General features: G+C 28.6%; 20 protein-coding genes and 1 tRNA gene. 15 read left to right on the forward strand and 6 right to left on the reverse strand.

The window, feature by feature from the left end; all coding sequences use genetic code 11:
• From ACTS9J_RS00095 to ACTS9J_RS00130, 8 genes are all read left to right on the forward strand, one after another.
• On the forward strand, window positions 1-1239 hold the full coding sequence (locus ACTS9J_RS00095) for a tyrosine-type recombinase/integrase (protein ID WP_448352667.1): 1239 nt from the start codon (window positions 1-3) through the stop codon (window positions 1237-1239).
• A gap of 2 nt (window positions 1240-1241) precedes the next feature.
• Entirely contained in the window at window positions 1242-2402 is a 1161-nt protein-coding gene (locus tag ACTS9J_RS00100; RefSeq protein WP_448352668.1) for a hypothetical protein, read from the forward strand.
• Between the two features lie 113 nt (window positions 2403-2515).
• Window positions 2516-2809: a helix-turn-helix domain-containing protein gene (locus tag ACTS9J_RS00105; RefSeq protein WP_448352669.1), complete on the forward strand. Its 294-nt coding sequence runs from the start codon at window positions 2516-2518 to the stop codon at window positions 2807-2809.
• Between the two features lie 131 nt (window positions 2810-2940).
• Entirely contained in the window at window positions 2941-4194 is a 1254-nt protein-coding gene (locus ACTS9J_RS00110; protein WP_448352670.1) for a primase-helicase family protein, read from the forward strand.
• Between the two features lie 209 nt (window positions 4195-4403).
• Window positions 4404-5249, forward strand: a complete 846-nt coding sequence (locus ACTS9J_RS00115; protein WP_448353461.1) for a toprim domain-containing protein — start codon at window positions 4404-4406, stop codon at window positions 5247-5249.
• 120 nt (window positions 5250-5369) lie between these two features.
• Window positions 5370-5669 (forward strand): plasmid mobilization protein, encoded by a 300-nt coding sequence (locus ACTS9J_RS00120; RefSeq protein ID WP_448352671.1) that lies wholly within the window; start codon window positions 5370-5372, stop codon window positions 5667-5669.
• Complete coding sequence (locus ACTS9J_RS00125; protein ID WP_448352672.1) at window positions 5666-6514, forward strand: relaxase/mobilization nuclease domain-containing protein; 849 nt, start codon at window positions 5666-5668, stop codon at window positions 6512-6514. The genes ACTS9J_RS00120 and ACTS9J_RS00125 overlap by 4 nt, the downstream gene beginning before the upstream one ends.
• Before the next feature lie 2 nt (window positions 6515-6516).
• Complete coding sequence (locus ACTS9J_RS00130) at window positions 6517-6981, forward strand: hypothetical protein (protein WP_448352673.1); 465 nt, start codon at window positions 6517-6519, stop codon at window positions 6979-6981.
• A 7-nt stretch (window positions 6982-6988) separates the two neighbouring features.
• Here ACTS9J_RS00130 and ACTS9J_RS00135 read toward each other — a convergent pair whose 3' ends face one another.
• A complete protein-coding gene (locus tag ACTS9J_RS00135) occupies window positions 6989-8182 on the reverse strand; it encodes a hypothetical protein (RefSeq protein ID WP_448352674.1) in 1194 nt (397 codons plus the stop codon).
• Window positions 8183-8419: 237 nt separating this feature from the next.
• The gene (locus ACTS9J_RS00140; RefSeq protein ID WP_448352675.1) at window positions 8420-9037 is read right to left on the reverse strand and encodes a hypothetical protein; all 618 of its coding nucleotides are present in this window, start codon (window positions 9035-9037) and stop codon (window positions 8420-8422) included.
• 108 nt (window positions 9038-9145) lie between these two features.
• Between ACTS9J_RS00140 and ACTS9J_RS00145 the strand changes: the two genes are divergently transcribed.
• From ACTS9J_RS00145 to ACTS9J_RS00170, 6 genes are all read left to right on the forward strand, one after another.
• A complete protein-coding gene (locus ACTS9J_RS00145; protein ID WP_448352676.1) occupies window positions 9146-11833 on the forward strand; it encodes a class I SAM-dependent DNA methyltransferase in 2688 nt (895 codons plus the stop codon).
• The gene (locus tag ACTS9J_RS00150) at window positions 11830-12378 is read left to right on the forward strand and encodes a hypothetical protein (RefSeq protein WP_448352677.1); all 549 of its coding nucleotides are present in this window, start codon (window positions 11830-11832) and stop codon (window positions 12376-12378) included. Before ACTS9J_RS00145 ends, ACTS9J_RS00150 begins: the two co-directional genes overlap by 4 nt.
• 4 nt (window positions 12379-12382) lie before the next feature.
• Window positions 12383-14044 (forward strand): RNA-binding domain-containing protein, encoded by a 1662-nt coding sequence (locus tag ACTS9J_RS00155; protein WP_448352678.1) that lies wholly within the window; start codon window positions 12383-12385, stop codon window positions 14042-14044.
• A 274-nt stretch (window positions 14045-14318) separates the two neighbouring features.
• Entirely contained in the window at window positions 14319-16310 is a 1992-nt protein-coding gene (locus ACTS9J_RS00160) for a DEAD/DEAH box helicase (RefSeq protein WP_448352679.1), read from the forward strand.
• Window positions 16303-17499, forward strand: coding sequence for a GIY-YIG nuclease family protein (locus tag ACTS9J_RS00165; RefSeq protein WP_448352680.1), 1197 nt, complete (start codon window positions 16303-16305; stop codon window positions 17497-17499). Before ACTS9J_RS00160 ends, ACTS9J_RS00165 begins: the two co-directional genes overlap by 8 nt.
• Window positions 17500-17508: 9 nt before the next feature.
• Window positions 17509-18219 (forward strand): FRG domain-containing protein, encoded by a 711-nt coding sequence (locus ACTS9J_RS00170; RefSeq protein WP_448352681.1) that lies wholly within the window; start codon window positions 17509-17511, stop codon window positions 18217-18219.
• A gap of 72 nt (window positions 18220-18291) precedes the next feature.
• Here ACTS9J_RS00170 and ACTS9J_RS00175 read toward each other — a convergent pair.
• Together ACTS9J_RS00175 and ACTS9J_RS00180 are read right to left on the reverse strand one after the other, a co-directional pair.
• Window positions 18292-18372, reverse strand: a tRNA-Leu gene (locus tag ACTS9J_RS00175).
• Window positions 18373-18432: 60 nt separating this feature from the next.
• Complete coding sequence (locus ACTS9J_RS00180; RefSeq protein WP_291046347.1) at window positions 18433-19215, reverse strand: MBL fold metallo-hydrolase; 783 nt, start codon at window positions 19213-19215, stop codon at window positions 18433-18435.
• A 42-nt stretch (window positions 19216-19257) separates the two neighbouring features.
• Between ACTS9J_RS00180 and ACTS9J_RS00185 the strand changes: the two genes are divergently transcribed.
• Window positions 19258-20700 carry a TonB-dependent receptor gene (locus tag ACTS9J_RS00185; RefSeq protein WP_280046177.1) on the forward strand — a complete coding sequence of 481 codons (1443 nt, stop codon included), beginning with the start codon at window positions 19258-19260 and terminating at the stop codon, window positions 20698-20700.
• A 243-nt stretch (window positions 20701-20943) separates the two neighbouring features.
• Here the strand turns inward: ACTS9J_RS00185 and ACTS9J_RS00190 are convergent, their stop codons facing one another.
• Both ACTS9J_RS00190 and ACTS9J_RS00195 read right to left on the reverse strand, forming a co-directional pair.
• The gene (locus tag ACTS9J_RS00190; protein WP_448352682.1) at window positions 20944-22569 is read right to left on the reverse strand and encodes an outer membrane beta-barrel protein; all 1626 of its coding nucleotides are present in this window, start codon (window positions 22567-22569) and stop codon (window positions 20944-20946) included.
• Window positions 22532-23647, reverse strand: coding sequence for a hypothetical protein (locus ACTS9J_RS00195; RefSeq protein ID WP_448352683.1), 1116 nt, complete (start codon window positions 23645-23647; stop codon window positions 22532-22534). The genes ACTS9J_RS00190 and ACTS9J_RS00195 overlap by 38 nt, the downstream gene beginning before the upstream one ends.
• Window positions 23648-23686 lie beyond the last annotated feature (39 nt).

Genomic DNA, 23686 nt, shown 5'->3' on the forward strand with positions numbered 1-23686 from the left:
ATGAAAGTTTCAATACATTTAAGAAAAAATAAAGTTGATAAATTAGGTCGATGCCCTATTGTATTGACAATCCCTTTTAACTCTGAAAGGTTCCGTTTACAAATACCAGACGCAAAATGTTCTGAAAACAATTGGAATCCAAAATCTCAAAGGATTAAACAAAATTCAAAGAAAGAAGAATATAATAATCATATTGAATTCAATAAAATCATTGATACTTATGAAAGCAAAGCAAATGAAATAATTCGCTTCTTATTCTTAAATGAAATTGAGCCAACAAAAAAAATCTTCGAGGAAAAACTAAAAAGTAAATCAAACTTGATCGTAAGCAATAACTTCTTTGACTGCTTTGAAGAATTTATAGATACAAACAAATCGACTAAAGTTTACAATACTATTAAGAACTATAATTCTGCAAAAAAGTTCCTAAATGATTATCAAGAGTATTCTGGAGAAAAAATTACGTTTGATACTATTGACATTCACTTTTTTGAACGAATTAGGGATTATGCTTTTGAAATAAAAAAAAGCTTAAATAATACTTTCAGTAAACATATTGATATTTTCAAAACCTTTATGCGTTGGGCAGAAGAAAGAGAATATCATAAAAATACCTCTTTCAAGAAGTTCAAAACCACAGAAAATGAAATTGAAGTCATCTATTTAACAAAAGACGAACTTTTTCATTTATTAAACTTCGAATTTAAAACAACAAAACACTCACACGTAAGAGATGTTTATTGTTTTTCCTGTTTTACAGGTTTGAGGTTTTCCGATGTTTATAATTTAAATAGAGCTAACATCTTTGAAGATCATATAAAATTGAACATTCAAAAAACAAAAACAATAGATCATATTGTTCCTTTGAATCAATTTGCAAAACAAATTTTAAAGCGTTACGAAAACACCATTTATTATCCGTTACCTGTAATATCATCCCAAAAATTCAATGAATACATTAAAGAAGCGTGTGAAATAGCAGAGATTAATACTCCTGTTTCTATTACACGATATTCTGGTCAAAAAAGGATTGATGATGTTGTACCAAAGCATAAATTAATCACAAGTCATACTGCACGAAAAACCTTTGTTACAAACTCTGTAATTATGGGAATGAATATATCTGTCTTAAAGAAAATAACAGGACATAAAAAAGAAGAAAGCTTTAGAAAATACGTGAATATTTCTGAAGAATTAAAGAAAAACGAAATGGAGAACACTTGGGATAAAATAAAATAATTATGAGAGCTATATATTTTAAAATTACTAACGATCTATTTTTTTATAATAAAAAAACACTGATACTTTTTTGTGCATTACCATTCATTACCTCTCTTATCACACTAACAATTAATGGTAATAAAATTAGCGTAATTGATTTTTTTCTTCTGATCTGTTTTTTAGTTTCAGGAGCATTAGTTATTAGTCGAATAATTAAAGCGAGAGATTTAAAATTTCAAAAATTTTCAAGTGATAAAAATGTATATGGCTTAAGTTCTAAAAAATATAAAAATCAATGTTACAATGAATCCATCAATAGAATTTCACAAAATGAAATAAATATAGACAACCTTCACATTAATGAAGACAAAGAAATTTTAAAATTTCTGACCAATTTCAACTTATCTTTTATCGAAGAATTAAAAAAGAGTATAAGCTTCGAAAGGTTTGATGAATACTTAATTACAAATGACTCTAATAAAACTTCTGGACATCTATTTTTTACTTTATACAAAAAAAGCATATTGAAAATAATTAAAGATTTTATTATTCAAACCGATTATTTAAAAAATGCTTCGGATAACACAAAACAACAATTTATTCATGAATTAACAAATCATAATAATCTAAATTTTGATTCAAAAAAAGGACTACATTATGATGATAAATTTGTTATTGATTTTTTAGATAAAAATAAAGAGTCTATTATTTCTGAAAATACTATTCCACATGAAAACGAACAATTAAAAATTGAAAATATTCCAATTTTTAAATTTTACAGAATATTAACAATATCTATTGAGGAAATTTGTAAAATAAAATTAAATAGAAATGAAAAAGAAGAACTTAAATCAATTATAGGATTCTATTTTAAATCAAATAAATATGAAGATGTTTTGAAGTTTAAAAAAGATTTAAGAAACATATCATTCACAAATACTAAAATATCAAAGAAATTTATATTAATACTAAAGCATTTAACAGATATTCATCATATTGAAAACCATGAATCTAAACTTTCAAGAATATTAACGTTAAGCATTAATGAAAAATCTTTTCCTAGAGAAGTTAAAAATCGAACCGAATCGATTAGAAAATGTTACAGAAACAATAATTTATCAAAGAGTGAGAAAACAAAAATTAATCATATTTTACAAGAATTCTTAAAAAACAAAACGTAAATAACTTAATATCAGTTTTTTAAAATTTTTAATTAAGATTGGAAAATTGGAAACAATATTTCATTTTAAGTTTGACATATCAAAATCAAAGTATAATTTAAATACGATTAAATATGTCAAACTTATTGTACACACATTCAAAGAAAGATTTAGAAGCTATTGTAGAAATAGTTATTGAACGATTAAGAAAAATGGATGTTTCCGAAACAACAAAGGATATTCCAGATGATGACCGACTTACTCAAAAAGAAGCTGCAAGATTACTTAATATTAGTGTTGTAACGCTTATTGATTGGAAAAAGAAAGGGCTTGTTCCATTTTATCAAGTTCAAAGATCAATTTTTTACAGCAAAAAAGAATTAATTGAAATTGCTCAGAAGAATAGAAATCTATTTAATCAAAAATAATCTCTATATGCTAGGAAATAAAAAAAGAGTTTAATCCCCATTAAACTCTCATTTATAAAAATAACTCACGTTATGTTTTGCCTAAATCCTATGGCAAATATAAGATATAACAATTAATCACACAACTTATTATGAACTTAGATTCTGCCGAATTTATTCGAGTGGGTACATCATATTATGCTATAATTGAACGCCCTACAATCTCAAAAGATACCGAGAAAATCATGATTTCTTGGAACAAAGAAACCATTGTAAACGATTTAGGTAAAGATTATATATCTGCTATTAAAAAGTATTACGGATTTTGCTGTATTCCTCAACACACCAATTATGAGCGAGAAATTGGAGATTTTTATAATATTTATCATCCATTAGATTATAATATAGAAACGGAATCGGAAATTGATTTACAAGAATTACAATCAAAGATTCCGTACACACTCCAATACGTCAAACATATATTTGGAGAACAATATTTATTAGGGTTAGATTATCTGAAAATATTATTAGAGAATCCAACACAAATTTTACCTGTTCTTGTATTGGTTTCCTCTGAACGTGAAACAGGAAAAAGTACATTTCTGAAATGGCTTCGTAAAATTTTCTCTTTCAATGCAACTTTTATCAATGCTGATTCGTTCGTAAACAACTTTAATTCGGATTTAAATGGTAAACTTTTAGTTTTGGTTGATGAAATTATTACTGATAATCAACAAGTAACTGAACGCATTAAGTTTCTTAGTACTGCCGACCGAAACAAAATAGAAAGCAAAGGAAAAGATAAAGAAGAAGTGGAATCGTTTTACAAATTCGTGATGACATCCAACTTTGAAAAGAATTTTATTAAAATTGATAAAAAAGAAACTCGATTTTGGGTTAGAAAAATTCCTTCAATTATTAAAAACCCAGAGTTTGACAAGTATTTATACAAGGAAATTCCTTTCTTTTTAAACTATTTGATTAGAATAACACATTCTACACCAAAACAAACTCGTATGTGGTTTACACCAGAACAAATTCGTACAAAAGCATTAGCAAGGTTAATGGATTTTGAAAATGAAGAAGCTAAAAGTAAGGTCTACGATATTTTATTTGAAATTCAAGAAAACTTCAATACAGATGAAATATTAATCGCTCCAATGGATTTTCAATCAATTTCAAAAAAGATTCATGGACGAAATGCTATAAATCCAAAAGAAGTTAGGAATATTCTAAAAAGCTTCGGTTTAAAACCTACAGATAATACATACAAGTATGAAGGTTATGAACTTTTACCACATGGTGAATTCGTAAAAATTGACCGATTAGGAAGGTATTATAAAATTAATTTCAGTGAAATACGTCATTTTTTTGATGAGAGTGATGAGATTCTTGTAATTAATTAAATATCAATATAATACTCTCATCAAACTTCTCATCAAACCGTCATCAAATTTTAGTTTGATGAGAGAATTTTACTATCAATGATAAATTTTGATGATTGATGACAAGCTGATGACAGTATAAAACATTGTATATCTTATAAATACAAGTACATCTCATCAAATATCAAAAATTTTGTAAAATCTTAACCGTACAGGAAATGAATTGTAAAATGATAAATGAGCAAATAAAAATGATTGATTATTTAGCTCAAAAAAATATAAATCCTATCAAAATTAAAAATAACGAATATTGGTATTGTAGTCCTTTCAGAAATGAAAACACAGCATCTTTCAAAGTTGACAATTCAACCAATCGTTTTTATGATTTTGGCGAAGGTTTTGGAGGAACTTTAATCGATTTAATTTCTAAATTAGAAAATCTAACTATAAAACAAGTTATTAGAAAAGTTACAAATGATTTTTCTTTTCCAAAGCAAGATCATTTAAACGAATCCTTTTCTGATCCACAAATTTCAAATAAAATATCAATACTTCAGAACAGATCAATTTTTAATTATAATTTAAAACGGTACTTAAAATCTCGAGGAATTGAAGATTTAAATTATTGGAAATATATCAGAGAGATACATTTTAGCACAGATAACATTAATAATCTCTATTCAATAGGTTTTGAGAATGATTCTGGATCATTTGAACTTAGAAATTCTTTTTATAAAGGATCTACAGGAAAAGATGTTACTACTTTATTAAATAATTCAAATAAAATAAATGTATTTGAAGGTTTTATGGATTTCTTATCGTGGTTAGAAATTTTTAGTATAGAAACAGAAGACTTTTTAATCCTTAATTCTATATCCATGCAAACTAAAGTAAAAGATATTATAGGTCATAAAAATTATGATACTGTAAATCTGTACTTAGATAATGACGAAGCAGGAAAAACTTTAACAGAAAAAATTAATTCAATTTTTAGTCAATCAAAAGACTGCTCAGAGTTATATAGTAATCACAAAGATTTAAACGAGTTTCTTATTTCTAAGAAAAATAAAAATTAGACTTAATAATCGAGATGTGTTTTTGTAGCTACAAATCTGCGATTTTGGCTACCAAAAACTATCTCGCTTTTTCTCCTATACAGTCGCAAAAGACGCTAACGCTAAAAAAAAATCATTCAAATGAAACCTAAAACCTTACGATTTCGAGTTTCAAATTCGGAATATTATATCATAAAAAATAAAGCCAAACAAGCTGGAATTACAATTTCTGAATATGTAAGATCACGAGCTTTAGATTACGATTTGACCTATAAATTAACTGAAGAAGAAATTATAGTTTATAAACAACTCAATTCGTTTTCTGATCATTTTAGACGAATTAGTAACCTGTTTAAACTTGGAGACATTACAAAAGTCAAAGAAGTTTCAGTAGAAACCGCTGAGTTGATTCGTAAACATTTAGAAAAATTAAAAAAATGATTGGAATGGTAAAGTCTGTTTCAGGTGGTGGAGCATTATTCAATTACGTTTGTAAACCAAGTAAAGGTTTTGAAGTTGATCGAAATTTAGTTTCAGGAATTACTCCAAAAGAAATATTTGACGACTTCAAAGTTTATATTGAGCAAAATCAACGAGCTTCAAAAAAAATATTTTCAATGGTTTTAAGTCCTTCAATCGAAGACGGGCATAGATTTAGTCGAAATGATTTTAGAGAAATCACAATTGAGTTTTTAAAAGAACTTGATTTTGATTATAAAAATCAACCCTACATTGCTTTTTTACACAATGAAAAGAATCACTTTCATGTGCACATCATTGCTTCTAGAGTAAATGGAGATGGAAGCTTAATAAAAGATAATCATATCGGTAAAAAGGCTCAATGGGCAGCTCATAGAGTTGCTATAAATAGAAATCTTATTTCTGCAAAACAAGTTAGAATTGATAAATCGGTTGCTGTTGAAAAAGAAAAAAATAGTAAAAATGTTATTCAAAAAAACATTTTATCAGTACATAAATCTATAATTACACATCAAATAAATTATGAAGAATATAAAAGAAAGATGTTTGAGAATGGTTTTCTAATCAAGCCTTATCTAAATAAACAAGATCAATTGCAAGGTCACAAAATCATAGATGTTCATTCTGGAGTAGCTTACAAAGCTAGTGATATTCACCGTTCGTTGAGTTTGAATAAGCTTTTCAAAATAGGGATTTTACCAAATCAAAATGAAATATTGCATAAAACCCTTGAAAAGCCATATCAAGAAGGTTTGAAATTATTACAATCTGAATCAACAAATACTTACAAACAAAAAATGCGTTAAAAATGAGCTACAAAAAACAACAACCTAAATTAACTGACACATTAGATGTTTTTATCGATCGTGTAGAAGCTATAAATGATTCTATTAAGAAACTAAATCATTTCAATAACGAACTTGATCAAAAAATTAATTCTGTTCAAAATTTGAAATTAAAAGTTGATTTAACAGAATTGAAAAATGAAAGTTCAAAAATAAATTCATCTTTGAATGAAATATCACAAGATACAATTTCAGTATTTAGACATGAAATGGGTTCTTTCAATCAAACAGTTGGAAAATTATCCAATTTCAAGATCAATTATATCATCTATTTCTTTGTAATACTTTTCTTAATTACAACTCTTTCTTGTTTCCTAACAGGTAAATTGTTAGTTGAAAAAAATCGTCAAAAGGAATTAAAAGAGCATTATTATGATTTTATAAATAACAATAAAGAAGTTTTAGAGATTTATAAGAAGCAGAATTAGAGTTTTTTTAGAATAATAATTGGGTTCTGTTTAAGTAAAAGTAAGAATCTTTATGACGGAAAATTTTATCTACAACATAATCATGTAAAATTGTAGTAGTTAAATATGATGGTAAGTTAAAATCTTTAATAATCAATTCATTCTTTTGATGTGATTCAATTGATTGTAAAACCCTATTTCTAAAATGAGAATTTATTTTCTTTTGATCAGAATAATTATATTTTTTCATGTTCTTCTCTGTTGAGGAAATACTGTAATATACTACACTAAAAGCTTTTGATAAACTAAGATTTTCAGATAAATCATCCAATACAAAATCAATAGCCAATTCATCTAGAAGACAGTTTAAGTGTTGTGGAGCTAAATATGAAACATATTTCTTGACCAAAGTATCATAAACATCTCTAAATAGAGATGTTTTTTCTAATTCCGAGTAATTTTTAAGCGCAAAATAGATTGCTAAATTTTCAATGACAGTATTTTCATTCTCATATGGATTTTTAATATTAACGATCCAATCTGTATTCTGAAAATCAAACGATTCAATAATTTGATTAAAAGTATTAAATTGATGAATCTCATGAAATTGCTCTCTTTTCGGTATAAGAATTTTTCTTTTAATAAACTCAACAGCTTTTTTCACTAATTCACTTTTCGCATCATATCTTGAAAACCTGAATTCAAAATTTCTTTCGTAACTATAATTATCAGATGTTAAACAAGTTTGATCTGAAGAAGTAAATTCTTCAATTATCATCCTAAGATATATTTGATCATAAATGGTCAAATCATCTAAATGATATTGAAATGAATAATTCTTTTGGTAATAATCCTTCCAAATTTTCTGAAATTCAAAAATATTTTGATCTTTAATTGCTTTTTTCTTTGAAAAGCAATTTTCACAATAACAATTGTATGTTTTATTATGTTTACATGAAGAACAAAGCCACTTTTCAGGAGTAGCACCTCCTTTTCCTCCAACTTTATGAAACATTAACTCGTCACAATATTCACATTTAGTATCAGTCAATTTGTAAGGAATATCTTTATAAATGGTTGTTGCTTTCAAACCTTCATAATCTTTTATAAAACTAGAAATAGTTTCTTTTGAAGAATATTTTGCTGTTATTTCATCAATAATATCATCACTGAATTTTTTTAAAGGTGATTTATCGTTCGGAAAGTAATATTTAGGAATCATGTTTTGCCTTTTGCGGTAAAAAAGTAGCGTGGAACAAAAGCCAATCAGTCAAAGAGGTACCGCTAAGAACCCACAATCCAGATATGAACTTACTGCCCACGCCAATATAAGGCATGGGTGTAAGTCTATCGAATTTTGGATTGTTTTGAAAATTAGCGGTTTTCTTTGACCAAATTAACGATAGATTACACCTACGTAATTACTATTTTAATAGTGTAAAATTAATTAAAATTTTACTTATTGCGTATTATATTGTTTGTAAATAATGTTTAATGCATCTCGTTGTTTTTCAGTAAGATTTCCATATGATATAAAATTTTCTTTTACACTTTTAATAAAATCGGTATTGCTATTTCGGTTTTCCATCCTATCAATCAAATCATTTATTTTTTGAAGTTTTTTTGTGAATTCATAACTAGTAAAATTTGTAAATTTTTGGTTGATATCTAACTTCCATTTTAATCTACCTTGACTTAGATTTCTTTTTAATCGAATATTTTTGTAGAAATCATAATCTTTTGTAGTTATCACATTATTTTTAAGTAAATAATCTAAAGCATACATGTTTAAGCTATTTTGTTTATCTTTTCTCAAATGCTGTATTGATAGTATTATATTGTCACCAGTAGTTATTCCTAAAAATTGATTAACACATTCATTTCCTACTTCAGTTATAACTCCATTAATTTTATTTTTTATCACACATATATTGTGTATTTGCTGAGTACATAAACATTTTTGAGTTTCTTTCGAATAATAGATATACAAGAAAGACCATTCATTTTTTGCATTTGCCCAATCTTTAGATTCACTTCTTTGTGTAATTTCTTCAATTAGTTTTAGTCTTTTATTCATTGTGTTAGCGTTTAATTGTAAATTTAATAAATTATCAAAATCATTTGCTCTGCAAGATTTTCCGTAAATTTGAAATCAATACACCAATAAGTTAACAACTAACTATTAATGAAAAAATCAGAAATTCAACAAAATATACATACTTTATCTCAAAACATTGATCAAGAAAACTTTATTTATGATTTCTTATCATCATTTGGGTTGTCTAAAACAACAATTACACGTCTTAAAAAAGGAGATTATAACCTTTCTAAAGTTGATGGTGAATTGTTTTATAAAGGAAAAATATTTTTCAAAGTAGAACAAGAAGCTAATCTTTTAAACCTGATTGATGAGTTAGCAAAAGACGAAAAAATTAAGAAACAAAAACCTCGTTTTATTGTTGTAACTGATTTTAAAGATGTTTTAGCTGTAGATACTAAATTAGGGAACAATAAAGAGTTTTCGATTGAAGAATTAGATGAACAAACTGATTTTTTCTTGCCACTTTCTGGTGCTGAGATTTACCGTGTAAGTAATGACAATAAATTAGATCGTGATGCCGCTTATAAGTTAGGCGAATTGTATGATATTTTGGTTGTTGATAATCCTGATTGGATTGCACAAGGAAGTCATCAATTAAATATCTTTTTATCGCGTTTGTTATTCTGTTTTTTTGCAGAGGACACGGGAATTTTTGAAGTGAAAAGTATTTTTACAGAAACACTTGCAAATAACACCAAAAAAGATGGTTCTGATGTTGATTTATTTTTAACGACACTTTTCAAAAAATTAAACACACCTGAAGGGAAAGGGAATTTTGAACCTCATTTTGATAAATTCCCGTACGTAAATGGTGGTTTATTTCGTGATGATATTCAATGTCCTAAATTTTCGACTAAAGCACGTCAAATTCTTTTGGATTCGGGCGAATTAGATTGGTCCGAGATTAATCCTGATATTTTTGGTTCGATGATTCAGGCAGTTGCCGATCCAGCCGAACGTAATAATTTGGGAATGCACTATACTTCGGTAGTTAATATTCTGAAGTTAATCAAACCTTTATTCTTGGATGATTTATACGAGGAGTTCGAGAAAAATAAAGGAAAAATAAAAGGATTAGAAGCTTTATTGGATAGATTAGGAAAGATTAAATTTTTTGATCCTGCCTGTGGTAGTGGAAACTTTTTGATTATTACCTACAAAGAATTACGAAATCTCGAAATTCAGATTATCAAAGAATTATTGGATCTGAATGTAAAACAACGTAAAATCTATTTTTCTGAAATAAAACTTTCTCAGTTTTATGGAATTGAGATCAAAGATTTTGCACATGAAATGGCGATACTTTCGCTTTGGTTAGCTGAACACCAAATGAACCAGGTTTTTGAGTTGGAATTGTTAGATTACGGAAAATCGAATCCTATTTTACCACTTAAAGAAAGTGGAAACATTACCGCTGGGAATGCAGCTCGTGTTGATTGGGAAATAGCTTGTCCGAAAGAAACAAATGACGAAATATACATCATCGGAAATCCACCGTATTTAGGAAGTAGAAACCAAGATGCAGAACAAAAATCAGATATGGAATTGGTCTTTAAAAAAGACTACAAAAGTTTAGATTATGTTTCGATTTGGTTTTACAAAGGAGCTAAATACATAGAAGGAGTAAATGCACAATTGGCATTTGTTTCTACAAATTCTATTTGTCAAGGATTATTGGTTGCATTGACTTGGCCACGTATTTTGACAGATAAATTAGAAATTAGTTTTGCATACCAATCGTTTAAATGGATAAATAATGCCAAAGGAAATGCTGGTGTAACGGTAATTATTGTTGGATTAAGAAATATCTCAAATAAACCAAAGTATATTTTTACAGAATCTATTGCTAAACAAGCAAAAAATGTTAATGCTTATTTATTGGATTCATCAGATATTTATATTAATTCTTTGAATAAATCTATTTCAGGTTTTCCTCCAATGAATTTTGGTAATATGCCCGCTGATGGAGGTAATTTATTATTTACAGAAGAAGAAAAAGATGAGTTTATTGTTTTTGAACCTAAAGCTAAGAAATGGATTAAAGAATTGATTTCGGCTCATGAGTTTTTAAATGGCAAAAAACGTTATTGTTTATGGTTAGAAGATATATCAGAAGATGAATTATTAGAGATGCCTTTGGTTAAAGCTAAGGTCGAGAGTATTTATAATTTAAGATTAGTATCATCTCGTCCACAATTAGCAGAAATTCCTCATCTTTTTGCGCAAATTACACAACCTGACAATAGTGATTTTATTTTAATACCTAGAGTTAGTTCTGAATCTAGAAAATATATTCCTATTGGATTGTTCAGTTCGCATTATAAATCTAATGACTCAACTTTGACTGTTTCTTCTCCTGAACCTTGGCTTTTCGGTGTACTTCACTCCAAAATGCATATGGTATGGGTAGATGCTGTCGGTGGAAAATTAGAAACACGTTACCGTTATTCAGCGAAACTATGTTACAATACCTTTCCATTTCCTACATTAAGCGAAAAGAAAAAAGAAACCATTAACCAATATGTATTTGCAATATTAGACGAACGTGCCAAATATCCTGAGAAAACAATGGCGTGGTTATATAACCCAGAAACAATGCCAAGTGGACTAAAACAAGCACACAAAGAATTGGATTTGGCAATAGAGCAAATTTATCGTTTAGCCCCTTTCCATTCAGATGAAGAACGATTAGAGTATCTGTTCAAACTCTATGATGAAATGACAACGAAAGAAACTTTGTTTGCGAAAGTGAAAAAAGGGAAGAAGAAATGAGTACAGAAATAATATTATCTATTGTCGTTACTTCAGCAACTTCAATTTATACAATAATTACTATTTTTCAACTTTTAGAAAGTAGAAAAGTACGCCTTCAGAAAGATGCGCCTAATATCGTACCTTATTTAAGATCAGCTGAAAATCATATTTCAATGGAACTTTACTTTGAGAATTTTGGAGAAGGTGTAGCGAAAGATGTAAAAGTAGAAGTCATTAAAGATTTCAAAAGATTTAATCAAGAAGATCAGTATTTATCTACTATAGGAATTGTTGAAAATGGAATGAATATTTTTACTCCCAAGTATAAACTTAAATTTTATATGGGATCTATGATTGATCTTTATGAAAATTTTCAAAATGAAAGTATTATATTAAAAATATCCTATAAAAGTTTAAATAACCATGGCTTTAGTCAGGTTTTTGAACTACCTTTTAATCAAATATTTGGACAAAATTTTTCTGATCCTCCAGAAACATATATGGGACAAATACCGTATTATTTAAAAGAAATTAGTAAAGATTTGAAATCATTTAACAAATAGCTTTATGAATACAGAAAATCTATTAGATGAATTATTAAGCGTTTCTACTGAAACTGAAATAATTGAATTTAAAGAAGCTAAAAAACAGTATGATAAAGATAAGTTAGGTCAGTATTATTCTGCATTATCTAATGAAGCAAATTTGAATAATCAAGATTTTGCATATTTAATTATGGGAGTAAATGATAAGAAAACTATAGTGGGTACTTCTATCAATGACAATCAATTGAATGAATATAAAGCTGAAGTTTCTAAACATACTTCACCGCGAAATGGTTTCTCTAATGTGTATAAGGTTAATAAAAGTGGTCGTGATGTCTTAATTTTCGAAATTCCAGCTGCATCTAAAGGAGTTCCAATTTCTTGGAAAGGACATTATTACGGTAGAGATGGTGAAAGTTTAGGAGCTTTAAGTGATTATGATCGTGACAGAATAAAAGCACAAATAATTCAGGAAGATTGGAGTGCAAAAATAGTAGAAGACGCTACAATAGATGATTTAGATAAAGATGCTATCGCTTTTGCAAGAATTCAATATAAAGAAAAAAACTCAAAACTTAAAGAGGAAATAGACAGTTGGGATGATCAAGTCTTTTTGGATAAAGCAAAAGTTACAATTAAAGGAAAAATAACAAATACTGCTATTCTTTTGCTGGGTAAACCAGAATCAGAACACTTTATAAATCCTACTGTTGCTCGAATAACTTGGATTTTGAAAGATAAAGACAATTTTGAAAAAGATTATGAACATTTTTATAATCCATTTATTACTGCTGTTCAAAAGGTAAGTGCTAAAATTAGAAATATAAAATATAGATATATTAAAGATGGTTCGTTGTTTCCAGAAGAAGTAGATCAATATGATTCTTATATTATTCGTGAAGCATTACATAATTGCATTGCTCATCAAGATTATACACTAGGAGGAAAAATTGTTGTCGTTGAAAATGAGGATGGATGGATTTCATTTACAAATTCAGGAGATTTTATACCGAATAGTGTGGAAGAAGTTGTAACAAATGATTCTCCTGAGCCTAAATATCGAAATGCCTTTTTAGTGAATGCTATGGTTAATTTTAATATGATTGATACTATTGGGAGTGGAATAAAAAGAATGTTTCGTATTCAGAAAGATAAATATTTTCCATTACCTGAATATGAATTCAATGATAAAAAAGTTAATGTCAAAATAATAGGTAAAGTAATAGATGTAAATTATGCTAGAAAGTTAGCAGAAGACCAAACATTATCTTTTTATGAAATAATTCTATTAGATAAATTATCAAAAAATAAATCTTTAACAAAGGAAGAGGTGAAGTTTCTAAGATCAAAGTGTTTAATAGAGGGACGTAGTCCTAACTTTCATATTTCATCTAATATAGCAGATACAGTAGGAGAGAAAGCTTCATATATTAAACAACGTGCATTTAAAGACGATCATTACAGAAAAATGATTCTAGATTATTTAAAAACTTATAAAAAGGCAACAAAAAAAGAGATAGATGAACTATTATTAGATATATTACCTAGTGTATTAAGTCAAAAACAAAAAGAAAATAAAGTTAGAAATATAATTTATAGTTTATCTAAAAGAGAGGAAGTTATTAGAAATGAAGGTACGACTAGATATCCAAGTTGGGTATTAAATAAAAAAGGAAAATTATAGGTACTTATTAGATATACTTATTAGACGTACTTATTAGACGTACTTATTAGACGTACTTATTAGATGTACTTATTAGATGTACTTATTAGATGTACTTATTAGACGTACTTATTAGACGTACTTATTAGACGTACTTATTAGATGTACTTATTAGATGTACTTATTAGATGTACTTATTAGATGTACTTATTAGATGTACTTATTAGATGTACTTATTAGATGTACTTATTAGATATACTTATTAGATATACGGAGCTTAAACTAACATAAAATCATGGAAACCAATACAACAAACAACTATAAACAACCAATTAATCTAGTTAATGTTAATTATAAACAAACTGGACAAAGTAAATCGACAAATGAATATGGAATGCGTGAAATGCAAGAGAAGGCATTTGAAGCGCGTTCTGCTCAATATTTGTTATTAAAAGCTCCTCCAGCTTCAGGAAAATCAAGAGCTTTGATGTTTTTAGCCTTAGATAAATTAATTAATCAAGGAATTAAAAAAGTAATAGTTGCTGTTCCTGAAAGATCTATCGGAAATTCTTTTGCTCCAACTGAACTTTCAAAATATGGATTCTTTGCTGATTGGGATTTAAACCTAAAATATAATTTATGTTCTCCTGGAAGTGATACAAGTAAAGTTCAGGCATTCAAAGATTTTATGCAATCAGAAGATAAAATATTAATTTGTACACACGCTACTTTACGTTTTGCTTTTGAAGGATTAACAGAAACTGATTTTAATAATTGTTTAGTTGCAATTGATGAGTTTCACCATGTTTCTGCTGATGGAGATAACATATTAGGAAATGTGATGCGTAAGATTATGGAAAAATCGAATGCACATATTGTTGCAATGACTGGATCTTATTTTAGAGGAGATAGTGTACCTGTGTTATTACCTGAAGATGAAGAAAAGTTTATCAAAGTAACCTATAATTATTATGATCAATTAAATGGATATGAATATTTAAAATCTTTAGGTATTGGTTATCATTTTTATCGTGGAAGATATTATAAACACGATGATGAAAGAGGAATGTCTGCACTAGAGGAAATCTTAGATGAGAATCTTAAAACAATTATCCATATACCAAGTGTAAATTCTGCTGAATCATCAAAAGATAAATTAGAAGAAGTAAATCATATTATTGATTGTTTAGGTGAATTAGAATATCAAGATACAGAAACGGGTGTTTTATATGTAAAAAGTAAGCGATCAAGAAAAATTTTAAAAATAGCTGATTTAGTTAATGATAATCCTAAAGATAGAGATAAAATAACAGCTTATTTACGTGGTGTAAAAACACCTGAAGATATCGATATGATTATTGCATTAGGAATGGCAAAAGAAGGTTTTGATTGGCCGTTTTGTCAACATGCTTTAACAATTGGTTATAGAGGTTCATTAACAGAGATTATTCAAATTATTGGTCGTGCAACACGAGATAGTAACAATAAAACACATGCTCAGTTCACAAATTTAATTGCTCAGCCTGATGCAGTAGATGATGATGTAAAGCTTTCTGTAAATAATATGCTAAAAGCAATTACAGCTTCTCTACTAATGGAACAAGTTTTAGCGCCAAACTTTAAATTCAAACCAATGGATGATGAAGAGGATGATTTAGATAATGAAGATGAAAATACAATCAAAATTAAAGGATTCAAGAAACCAAAATCTCAACGAGCTAAAGATATTATTGAAAGTGATTTAAATGATTTAAAAGCTCGTATTCTTCAAGATGATACAATGATTAAAGCTATGCCAGGGAATATTGAACCTGAAGTAATTAATACAGTTTTAATACCTCGAATTATTCGTGAAGTTTATCCTGATTTGAATGAAGAAGATGTAGAAGCAGTTCGTCAATATGTGGTAGTTGATTCCGTAATCAAAAATGGAGAAGTTGAGGAGCAAGGTTCTAAAAAATTCATTAAAATGGCTGGTAGTTTTGTGAATATTGATGATATCAACATCGATTTAATTGATACGATCAACCCATTTCAGAAAGCTTTTGAGATATTATCGAAAAACGTAACAACTTCAATTTTAAAATCAATTCAAGATACAATTAATGTGACTAAAATTGATATGACCGAGGAAGAGGCTGTAATTTTATGGCCTAAAATCAAAGAATGGGTTAAACATACTGGAGATAAACCAAGTATACAATCTTATGATCCAAAAGAGCAAAGATTAGCTCAGGCTTTGTTGTTTATTCAAGATGCTAAACGTAAAAAAGCACAAAATGGCTAAAACTTTAGACGATATATTTGATGATGATGATTTAGGTTTACTAAATTCAAAACAACCTCATAACTATATAAAAACAGATGAAGATCGGTTAATAGATGCTTTTGAAGAGATCAATTCGTTTTATGAAACGAATAAAAGAGAGCCTTCAAATAGCTCTATGTCTGAATATACGTTATCTTCTAGGTTAAAAGAATTAAGAACAAATGATAATAAAAAAGGTGTTTTAAAAGCTTTTGATCGATACAATTTATTGGGTGATTATGAACCTAAAATAGAATCATTGGATGATATTTTAGATGATGATGAGTTAGGTTTATTAAATACAGATGGAGATTCTTCAATTTTTGAATTTAATTATGTTCCTAAAGAACCGACAAGAGATAAAGCTGATTATATCGCACAACGTTCTTCAATTCCCGAAAAAGAGTTTACCAAATATGATATGATGTTCAAACAAGTTCATCAAGAATTAAAAGAAGGAAAACGTAAATTCAAAAATTTTAAAAATGCTGAAACCAATCTTAAAGAAGGCAACTTTTATTTAGTTGATGGTCTTTTAGCTTATTTGGAAGTTTCTAAAGCTGAGAAAGTTTTAAAAGAAAATACTTCAGGTGACAGAGTGCGTTTAGAAGGTAGAACTGTTACAATTTTCGAGAATGGAACTATTTCAAATATGTTATTTCGTTCATTAGGAAAAGCAATTCAAAAAAATGGTAAATTAATTACAGATGTGATTGATGGTGGTGAAAAAGAATTGTTTAAAAATGCTGGAGTTGATTATCAAGAAGATATTTCTTCAGGATGGATTTATATTTTAAAATCCAAATCAAAGAATCCTGAAATAGCTTCAATAAATGATTTATACAAAATTGGTTTAAGTACAACAAGTGTCAAAGAAAGAATTAAAAATGCTTCAAAATCATCCACTTATTTATTTGATGAAGTAGAAGAAGTTTATTCTTGTGAAATAGCGAATGTCAACATACATAAATTTGAAAGTCTAATCCATCGCTTCTTTGGTAATGTTTGCCTTGATTTAGATATTTATAACAATGGTGAAAGAATTAATCCAAGAGAATGGTTTGTAGCACCATTGCCTATAATTCAAGAAGCAATCAATTTGTTAATTAACGGAACTATTATTAATTATAAGTATGATAACGATTCTCAATCAATAAAATTGAAATAATTTCAGGTTATGAAAATAAAAGATATAGATCATTTACATAAAATACTTGAAGAATACAGGACTATTTCAAGTGTTAAATATAGAGGTCAAAGTGTACATGATTGGAAATTAATTCCTAAAGCAGGAAGAGAAAGTTATAATTCGGCAAATGATGAAGATATTTTCAACCATTGGAAAAGAAGAGCTGTTGGTTTAATTGATAAGACCTATGATAATCCACTTCAATATCTAAGTATTGCTCAACACACAGGATTACCTACAAGATTATTAGATTGGTCTCACTCTCCTTTAATAGCATTATTTTTTGCAGTAAGCGATGATAATTTCAAAAATCAAAATGGTGCATTTTTTTTATATGATGTAAGTAAGACTGAAGTTTTAACTTTTGATAAGTTAGACAACTTTAATCCATTCGATAAGGATGTAGATAAAGATTTTTATTTTCATCTACCTATTTCAACTATAAATAGATTAGATAATCAATTTGGACATTTCTCAATTCATAAAGATCCAAGTATTCCATTTGAAGATATTTGTACAAACTCACGATTAAAGAAATATATTATTCCAAAAGAAATAAAAAGAGATATACTCCTTCTTTTAAATCAATATGGTATTAATAATTTATCAATATATCCAGATCTTGAAGGATTATCGAAACATTTAAGTTGGTATTATGAAAATCTTGATACTTGGAAAAAGAATGAGCTTACATATTAACGTTTTGCCACCCTTTTCGCCACCCATAAAAAAACAAATCCCTTAAGTACAATTACTTAAGGGATTTTTCAGTACTCGGAGTGGGAATCGAACCCACACTCCAAAGGAACACGAGTTTGAGTCGTGCGCGTCTACCAATTCCGCCATCCGAGCCTTTATGGACTGCAAATATAATGTTAGTTTATTTATTTTTCCAACTATTTTTTAAACTTTTTACAGAATTATTTCTAACGTATCGTAAGCCAAATGTTTACCTTCTGGTAATTTTTCCTCTACTTCATCATGAAATCCCAAATGATGCGAAATATGTGTAAAATATGTCTGCTTTGCACCTATCAAATCCGAGTATCGTATGGCTTCATCTAATAATATATGCGAAAAATGTTCTTGTTCTACTCGTAGCGCACTAATGATTAAAACTTCTACTCCACGTAATTTCTCAAGCGATTCTGTCGGAATTGTTTTTACATCTGTCAAATAAGCAATTTTATCATCAATCAAATAACCCAAAATAGGCAAAGGTCCATGCAAAACTTTTATTGGTTCAATCGTAAATCCAACAACCAAAAATTTTTCATCTTCCACAACATTCTCTATCACCGTTGGCACTCCAGGATATTTATGTTCAGCAAACATATATGGAAATCGATTATGTAATTCATCCAACACTCGTTTCAAACCATAGACATTCATATCTTCTCCAGATTTGAAAACCAACGGGCGAATATCATCCAATCCTAAAACATGGTCATTATGCTCGTGTGTATACAGGATTCCGTCCAATCTATGCGCATTATAACGTAACATTTGTTGTCTAAAATCTGGTCCACTATCTATCGTAATAATCTTTCCATCCTTTTCTAACAACAAAGAAGAACGCAAACGTTTATCTTTTTGATTTGTTGACAAACACACTGGATGATCGCTACCAATAATCGGAATTCCTTGCGAAGTCCCAGTTCCTAAAAAATGTATTTTTATATTTGATTTAGCCATAATGATTTGGTAAATTTACCACAAACTATTTGAAATTAAAATATGGCATTAGAACAAGTTCTTACTCCTAAACAAAAAGCTTTAGAGATCAATTTGAATCCGAAAATATACGGTTCTTTTGCAGAAATTGGTGCAGGTCAGGAGACCGTTCGTTTTTTTTATCGCGCAGGTGCCGCTTCGGGTACGGTTGCAAAAGCGATGAGTGCTTATGACAAAGAAATGTCCGATTCGATATATGGTGTAGAAGAAAATCGTCGTTATGTAACGCAAGCTCGCCTTAAAAAGATGTTGGATCATGAGATGGAATTGATGAAAGAACGTCTAATTCACGATCACTACAAAGAAAAAGCATTTTTTACGTACGCAAATACAGTAACAACAATTGATTATTCAAAGAAAAATGAAGGTCAAGGTTGGATTGGTCTACGATTCAAATTAAATGCAGAAGAAGAAAAAGCAAACGAGATTATTTTTCATGTAAAATTCAAAGAGAATACGGCTCAATTGCAACAAGAAACGTTAGGTGTTTTGGGTGTTAATTTGATTTATGGTGCTTATTATTACTACGATAATCCCCGAAAATTAATAAAATCTTTATACGATACGTTGGATAAAGATCAATTAGAAATTGACATGATTAATTTCCGTGGACCACAATTCAAATATGTTGATAATCGTTTGATGTCGCTTCAATTGGTTAAAAATGGAATGACTGATGTTGCGGTTTTCAATCCACAAGGAAAAAATATTTTACCTGCCGATTTATTATACAAGAAAAATATCTTCGCTGTTCGTGGCTCTTTCCGTCCTTTTATGAATGTAAATATGGATATGTTCAAAGGTGGTTTAGAAATTTTCAAACAAGAAGATGATGTTAGAACAGATAATACCGAAATTTTATTTGAGATTACGCTTTCTAACTTGATTGCTTCTGGTTTTGAAGGCGAATTGAATGAACGAGATTTTTTAGATCGCGCTGATATTATTGGTAGTTTAGGTTACAATGTTATCATTTCTAACTTTTCTGAATATTATAAATTAGTTGATTATTTCTCGAAATTTACTCGAAATCAAACCAAAGTTGGTTTAGCGATGGGTGTTAATAATTTGGTCGAAATTTTCAATGAGCAATATTATGCCGATTTACCTGGCGGAATCATGGAAGCTTTCGGAAAATTATTCAAGAAAAATGTAAAAGTTTATTTGTATCCATATTTAGACAAAGAAAAAGATATTTTGTTGACGTCGAAAAATCTACAAGTAAGTGATAGCGTACACGAATTGTACAAATATTTCTTGTATAATGGAAGAATTCAAGATATTTTGAATTACAACAGAGGTTATTTAGATTCTTATTCGCGTCGAATTTTAGAAAAAATTGCAAATGCTGAGCAAGATTGGGAAAATGAATGTCCAGAAGGTGTTGCTGACATGATCAAAGATCGTGGAATGTTTGGCTATAAATTGAAATATATTTTAGAATAAATTATTCGTATATCAATCTGAATTCGTTTCACATTCTCATCATAAACAATATTCGATTTTGAAATAAATTCAACATGACAAAACAAAACCCACGAAAGGAAAAGTAATTTCGATATCAGAATTTGATAAAGTAGAAGAAGAATATTATCAAAAAATACAAGAAAAAAACAGGAGTTGATAAAGATAATTAACAAAAAAAACGGTTCAAAATTGAGCCGTTTTTTTGTTATTTTACTACTGCATTTACATTCTTCGCATTCCGCCTTCTCTTGGTCGGTCTCCGTCTCCACCTTTTGTAGATTTTCCACCAAACTGATTTAAGTTGAATGTTAACGAGAACATCACAAAACGAGTCAGAATATTATTGCGTTGATCGATTGTTGATTCCGCTGTAATTGTACGCGTATAACTGTTATTTTGATTCAATAAATCGTAAACTTTAACACCAGCCTCCAATTTATCATCGAAGAAACGATACATCAAACTTGTATTCCACAAAAAGAAATCACGCTTGAAACCTGCTGCCATTCTCGAGTTATAATTGTAACTGAAATCATTTGTCCAAGTCAAATTTTTAGGAAAAGTAGAAATAGTTTTAATTCCGAAATTGTGCGTAATATTATTTTGATTATCAATTGAGTAATTGACATATTTAGAATTTGTAAAGTTCAAACGATAAGAAGGTGAAATTGTCAAATAATCACCATAATCCCAATTTAATCTCAATGTAGGTGATAAAGTTGTATTATATTGCTCGTATTTTACCGCATCTCTAAAGCCTTGCGTTAAAGCATAACTCGCCGACATTCCTACATTTACCCTAAATTTATTGATACCTTTTTGATATTGTTTATTAAAGAAAAAGTTACCATTTAGACGATAATTTCCTTTTACATTTTCGTATGTTGTTGTTCGTTTATAAATCGAATAATCCATTTCGGTGTAATTAACAATATTTGATTCGTTGTACGTATAACCTAAGTTAGCATTAAATCCTTGACGAGTTTTACGATCAAAATTGCTAAACATCAAATTGATTCGATGTGCTTTATTGGGATCAAGATCTGGATTACCTTTGAAAACATCTAACGGATCAGTTTCGTCTAAAATTGGTAAAACTTGTGATGTCGAAGCCAAACTTGTCTGATAATTATACATTAAGGAAAGTGAGTTGTTTCCGTTTTGATAACGAATATTTCCCGAAATATCTGGTAAAGTTTTGTTTTGAGTTGAGCTGTAATCATCTGCTTTAAACGTTCCAAAATTTTGTTGATTGTAGATGTTTGCACCAAAACGAACTGTTGCCGAAATTTTATTTTTGTTCAATAATAATTGAGCATACGGATTAAATTCATTCAATTTGGTTGAATAAAAACGCGTCAAATCATTGTTCAAATTGTCATATTCTCCCGTTACATCATTATAATTCCACGTTCTATTATTGGTTTCAGAATCGGTTAAATTATAAGCAGAACCAACGGCGATTTTCAAAGAATCTGTAATTGGATACGTATATTTTACATCAAAATTGTATTGATTATTTTTCGAAATATTTTTCTCATTGATGTTTCTATAAATATCCGCAATAGTATCATTTGTATATAAAGTTGTCGAATTGATGAACGAATTTCGATCTGTTTTACCAATCGAAATACTTGAATTAAAGTCTAAATAAGATTTATTTTTGAATTTTTGATTAAGTGATAATAATGTATTAAATGTATTCGAGTTCGATTTTCCATTTGAAGTTTGATTCATTTGATTTCTCAAATCTCCTAAATCTGAATATGTTTTACTATTCGAAACCGATGAATTTGTAGATGAAGAATTACTAAACGATGGATAAAAATAAATTTTTGTTATGACCATACGTTTCACTTTTAGTTTTAGAATTCGCATCAGAAGTATAAATATTTTTTGGAGCAAAATTTTCGATGTGTTTATATTGATCATTTTTTGAAAACGAATGATTTAAACGATAATCAGCTCCAATTTTCAAATTATCATTTAATTGATCGCTATAATTCAATCCAATCGAAGTATTTGTCGTTACACCATCAGAACCTCTTCTTCCCATTCCACCACGACCACGCGAACCTTCACCGCTTGTCATTCCAGAAGCTGCAATATCCGTCGAAGACCCAATCAAACTAATTTTCTTTTTACCTTTAAAATAGTTCGCCATCAAATTGCCTTCGTAATGATTATCCGTTCCATAACCCGCTGTTGCTTTCAGCATATAACCTTTCTTTTTATCTTCTTTCAAGGTAATATTTAGCGAAGATTTATCCGATTTAGAACGTTCCCCAGAGAATTTTTCATTTTTCGTTTTATAATCCGAAACCTGAATTTTTTTGATAATATCTGCAGGTAAATTTTCTAACGCAACTTTTCCATCCGTTCCAAAAAATGGTTCACCATCAATCAAAATCTCATTAACATCTTTTCCATTTACCGTAATATTTCCGCTGTCATCCATCTCAAAACCTGGTAATTCTCTCAACAAAGCTTCCAAATTTGCATTCGGTTTTACTTTGTAAGAATCAGCATTATACTCGATTGTATCTTGTTTTACAACAATAGGTTCCACATTTGTTACCACAACCTCATCTAAATCATAAATCATCGGATTAATGATAATTGTTCCAAGATCAATATTGTTTTTGATGGATTCGAAACTTTGTTTGAAAACGCCTTCTAAAGGATCATCAATGATTAAATAAACAGGTTTATCTTGTAGATTAACTTCAATTTTAAACGTACCATCATCATTTGTAGATGTAGTAGAAATTTGTGCAGAATCGGCTTTGTTGCCTAAAATAACTTCAGAATCAGTTAAAGGAAAATTAAGCACATCCGTTACTTTTCCTGTAATTGTGACTTTTTCTTGTGCAAAAGAAAAAATTGTAATCAAACTAAAAAGAAATGATAGAATATATTTTGTCATGAGATGAATTGGTTTCTTCATCTGTTAGACATCAAATTT

This window comes from Empedobacter sp. ULE_I140, assembly GCF_053482575.1.

Excerpts from the sequence above, each read along its gene's own strand:
- ACTS9J_RS00100 (WP_448352668.1), top strand. The coding sequence starts at position 1,242 with ATGAGAGCTATATATTTTAAAATTACTAACGATCTATTTTTTTATAAT.
- ACTS9J_RS00180 (WP_291046347.1), bottom strand. The coding sequence starts at position 19,215 with ATGGCTAAATCAAATATAAAAATACATTTTTTAGGAACTGGGACTTCG.
- ACTS9J_RS00115 (WP_448353461.1), top strand. The coding sequence starts at position 4,404 with ATGATAAATGAGCAAATAAAAATGATTGATTATTTAGCTCAAAAAAAT.
- ACTS9J_RS00165 (WP_448352680.1), top strand. The coding sequence starts at position 16,303 with ATGGCTAAAACTTTAGACGATATATTTGATGATGATGATTTAGGTTTA.
- ACTS9J_RS00120 (WP_448352671.1), top strand. The coding sequence starts at position 5,370 with ATGAAACCTAAAACCTTACGATTTCGAGTTTCAAATTCGGAATATTAT.
- ACTS9J_RS00150 (WP_448352677.1), top strand. The coding sequence starts at position 11,830 with ATGAGTACAGAAATAATATTATCTATTGTCGTTACTTCAGCAACTTCA.
- ACTS9J_RS00160 (WP_448352679.1), top strand. The coding sequence starts at position 14,319 with ATGGAAACCAATACAACAAACAACTATAAACAACCAATTAATCTAGTT.
- ACTS9J_RS00170 (WP_448352681.1), top strand. The coding sequence starts at position 17,509 with ATGAAAATAAAAGATATAGATCATTTACATAAAATACTTGAAGAATAC.
- ACTS9J_RS00185 (WP_280046177.1), top strand. The coding sequence starts at position 19,258 with ATGGCATTAGAACAAGTTCTTACTCCTAAACAAAAAGCTTTAGAGATC.
- ACTS9J_RS00125 (WP_448352672.1), top strand. The coding sequence starts at position 5,666 with ATGATTGGAATGGTAAAGTCTGTTTCAGGTGGTGGAGCATTATTCAAT.
- ACTS9J_RS00140 (WP_448352675.1), bottom strand. The coding sequence starts at position 9,037 with ATGAATAAAAGACTAAAACTAATTGAAGAAATTACACAAAGAAGTGAA.
- ACTS9J_RS00155 (WP_448352678.1), top strand. The coding sequence starts at position 12,383 with ATGAATACAGAAAATCTATTAGATGAATTATTAAGCGTTTCTACTGAA.
- ACTS9J_RS00130 (WP_448352673.1), top strand. The coding sequence starts at position 6,517 with ATGAGCTACAAAAAACAACAACCTAAATTAACTGACACATTAGATGTT.
- ACTS9J_RS00135 (WP_448352674.1), bottom strand. The coding sequence starts at position 8,182 with ATGATTCCTAAATATTACTTTCCGAACGATAAATCACCTTTAAAAAAA.
- ACTS9J_RS00195 (WP_448352683.1), bottom strand. The coding sequence starts at position 23,647 with ATGACAAAATATATTCTATCATTTCTTTTTAGTTTGATTACAATTTTT.
- ACTS9J_RS00190 (WP_448352682.1), bottom strand. The coding sequence starts at position 22,569 with ATGGTCATAACAAAAATTTATTTTTATCCATCGTTTAGTAATTCTTCA.
- ACTS9J_RS00110 (WP_448352670.1), top strand. The coding sequence starts at position 2,941 with ATGAACTTAGATTCTGCCGAATTTATTCGAGTGGGTACATCATATTAT.
- ACTS9J_RS00105 (WP_448352669.1), top strand. The coding sequence starts at position 2,516 with ATGTCAAACTTATTGTACACACATTCAAAGAAAGATTTAGAAGCTATT.
- ACTS9J_RS00145 (WP_448352676.1), top strand. The coding sequence starts at position 9,146 with ATGAAAAAATCAGAAATTCAACAAAATATACATACTTTATCTCAAAAC.
- ACTS9J_RS00095 (WP_448352667.1), top strand. The coding sequence starts at position 1 with ATGAAAGTTTCAATACATTTAAGAAAAAATAAAGTTGATAAATTAGGT.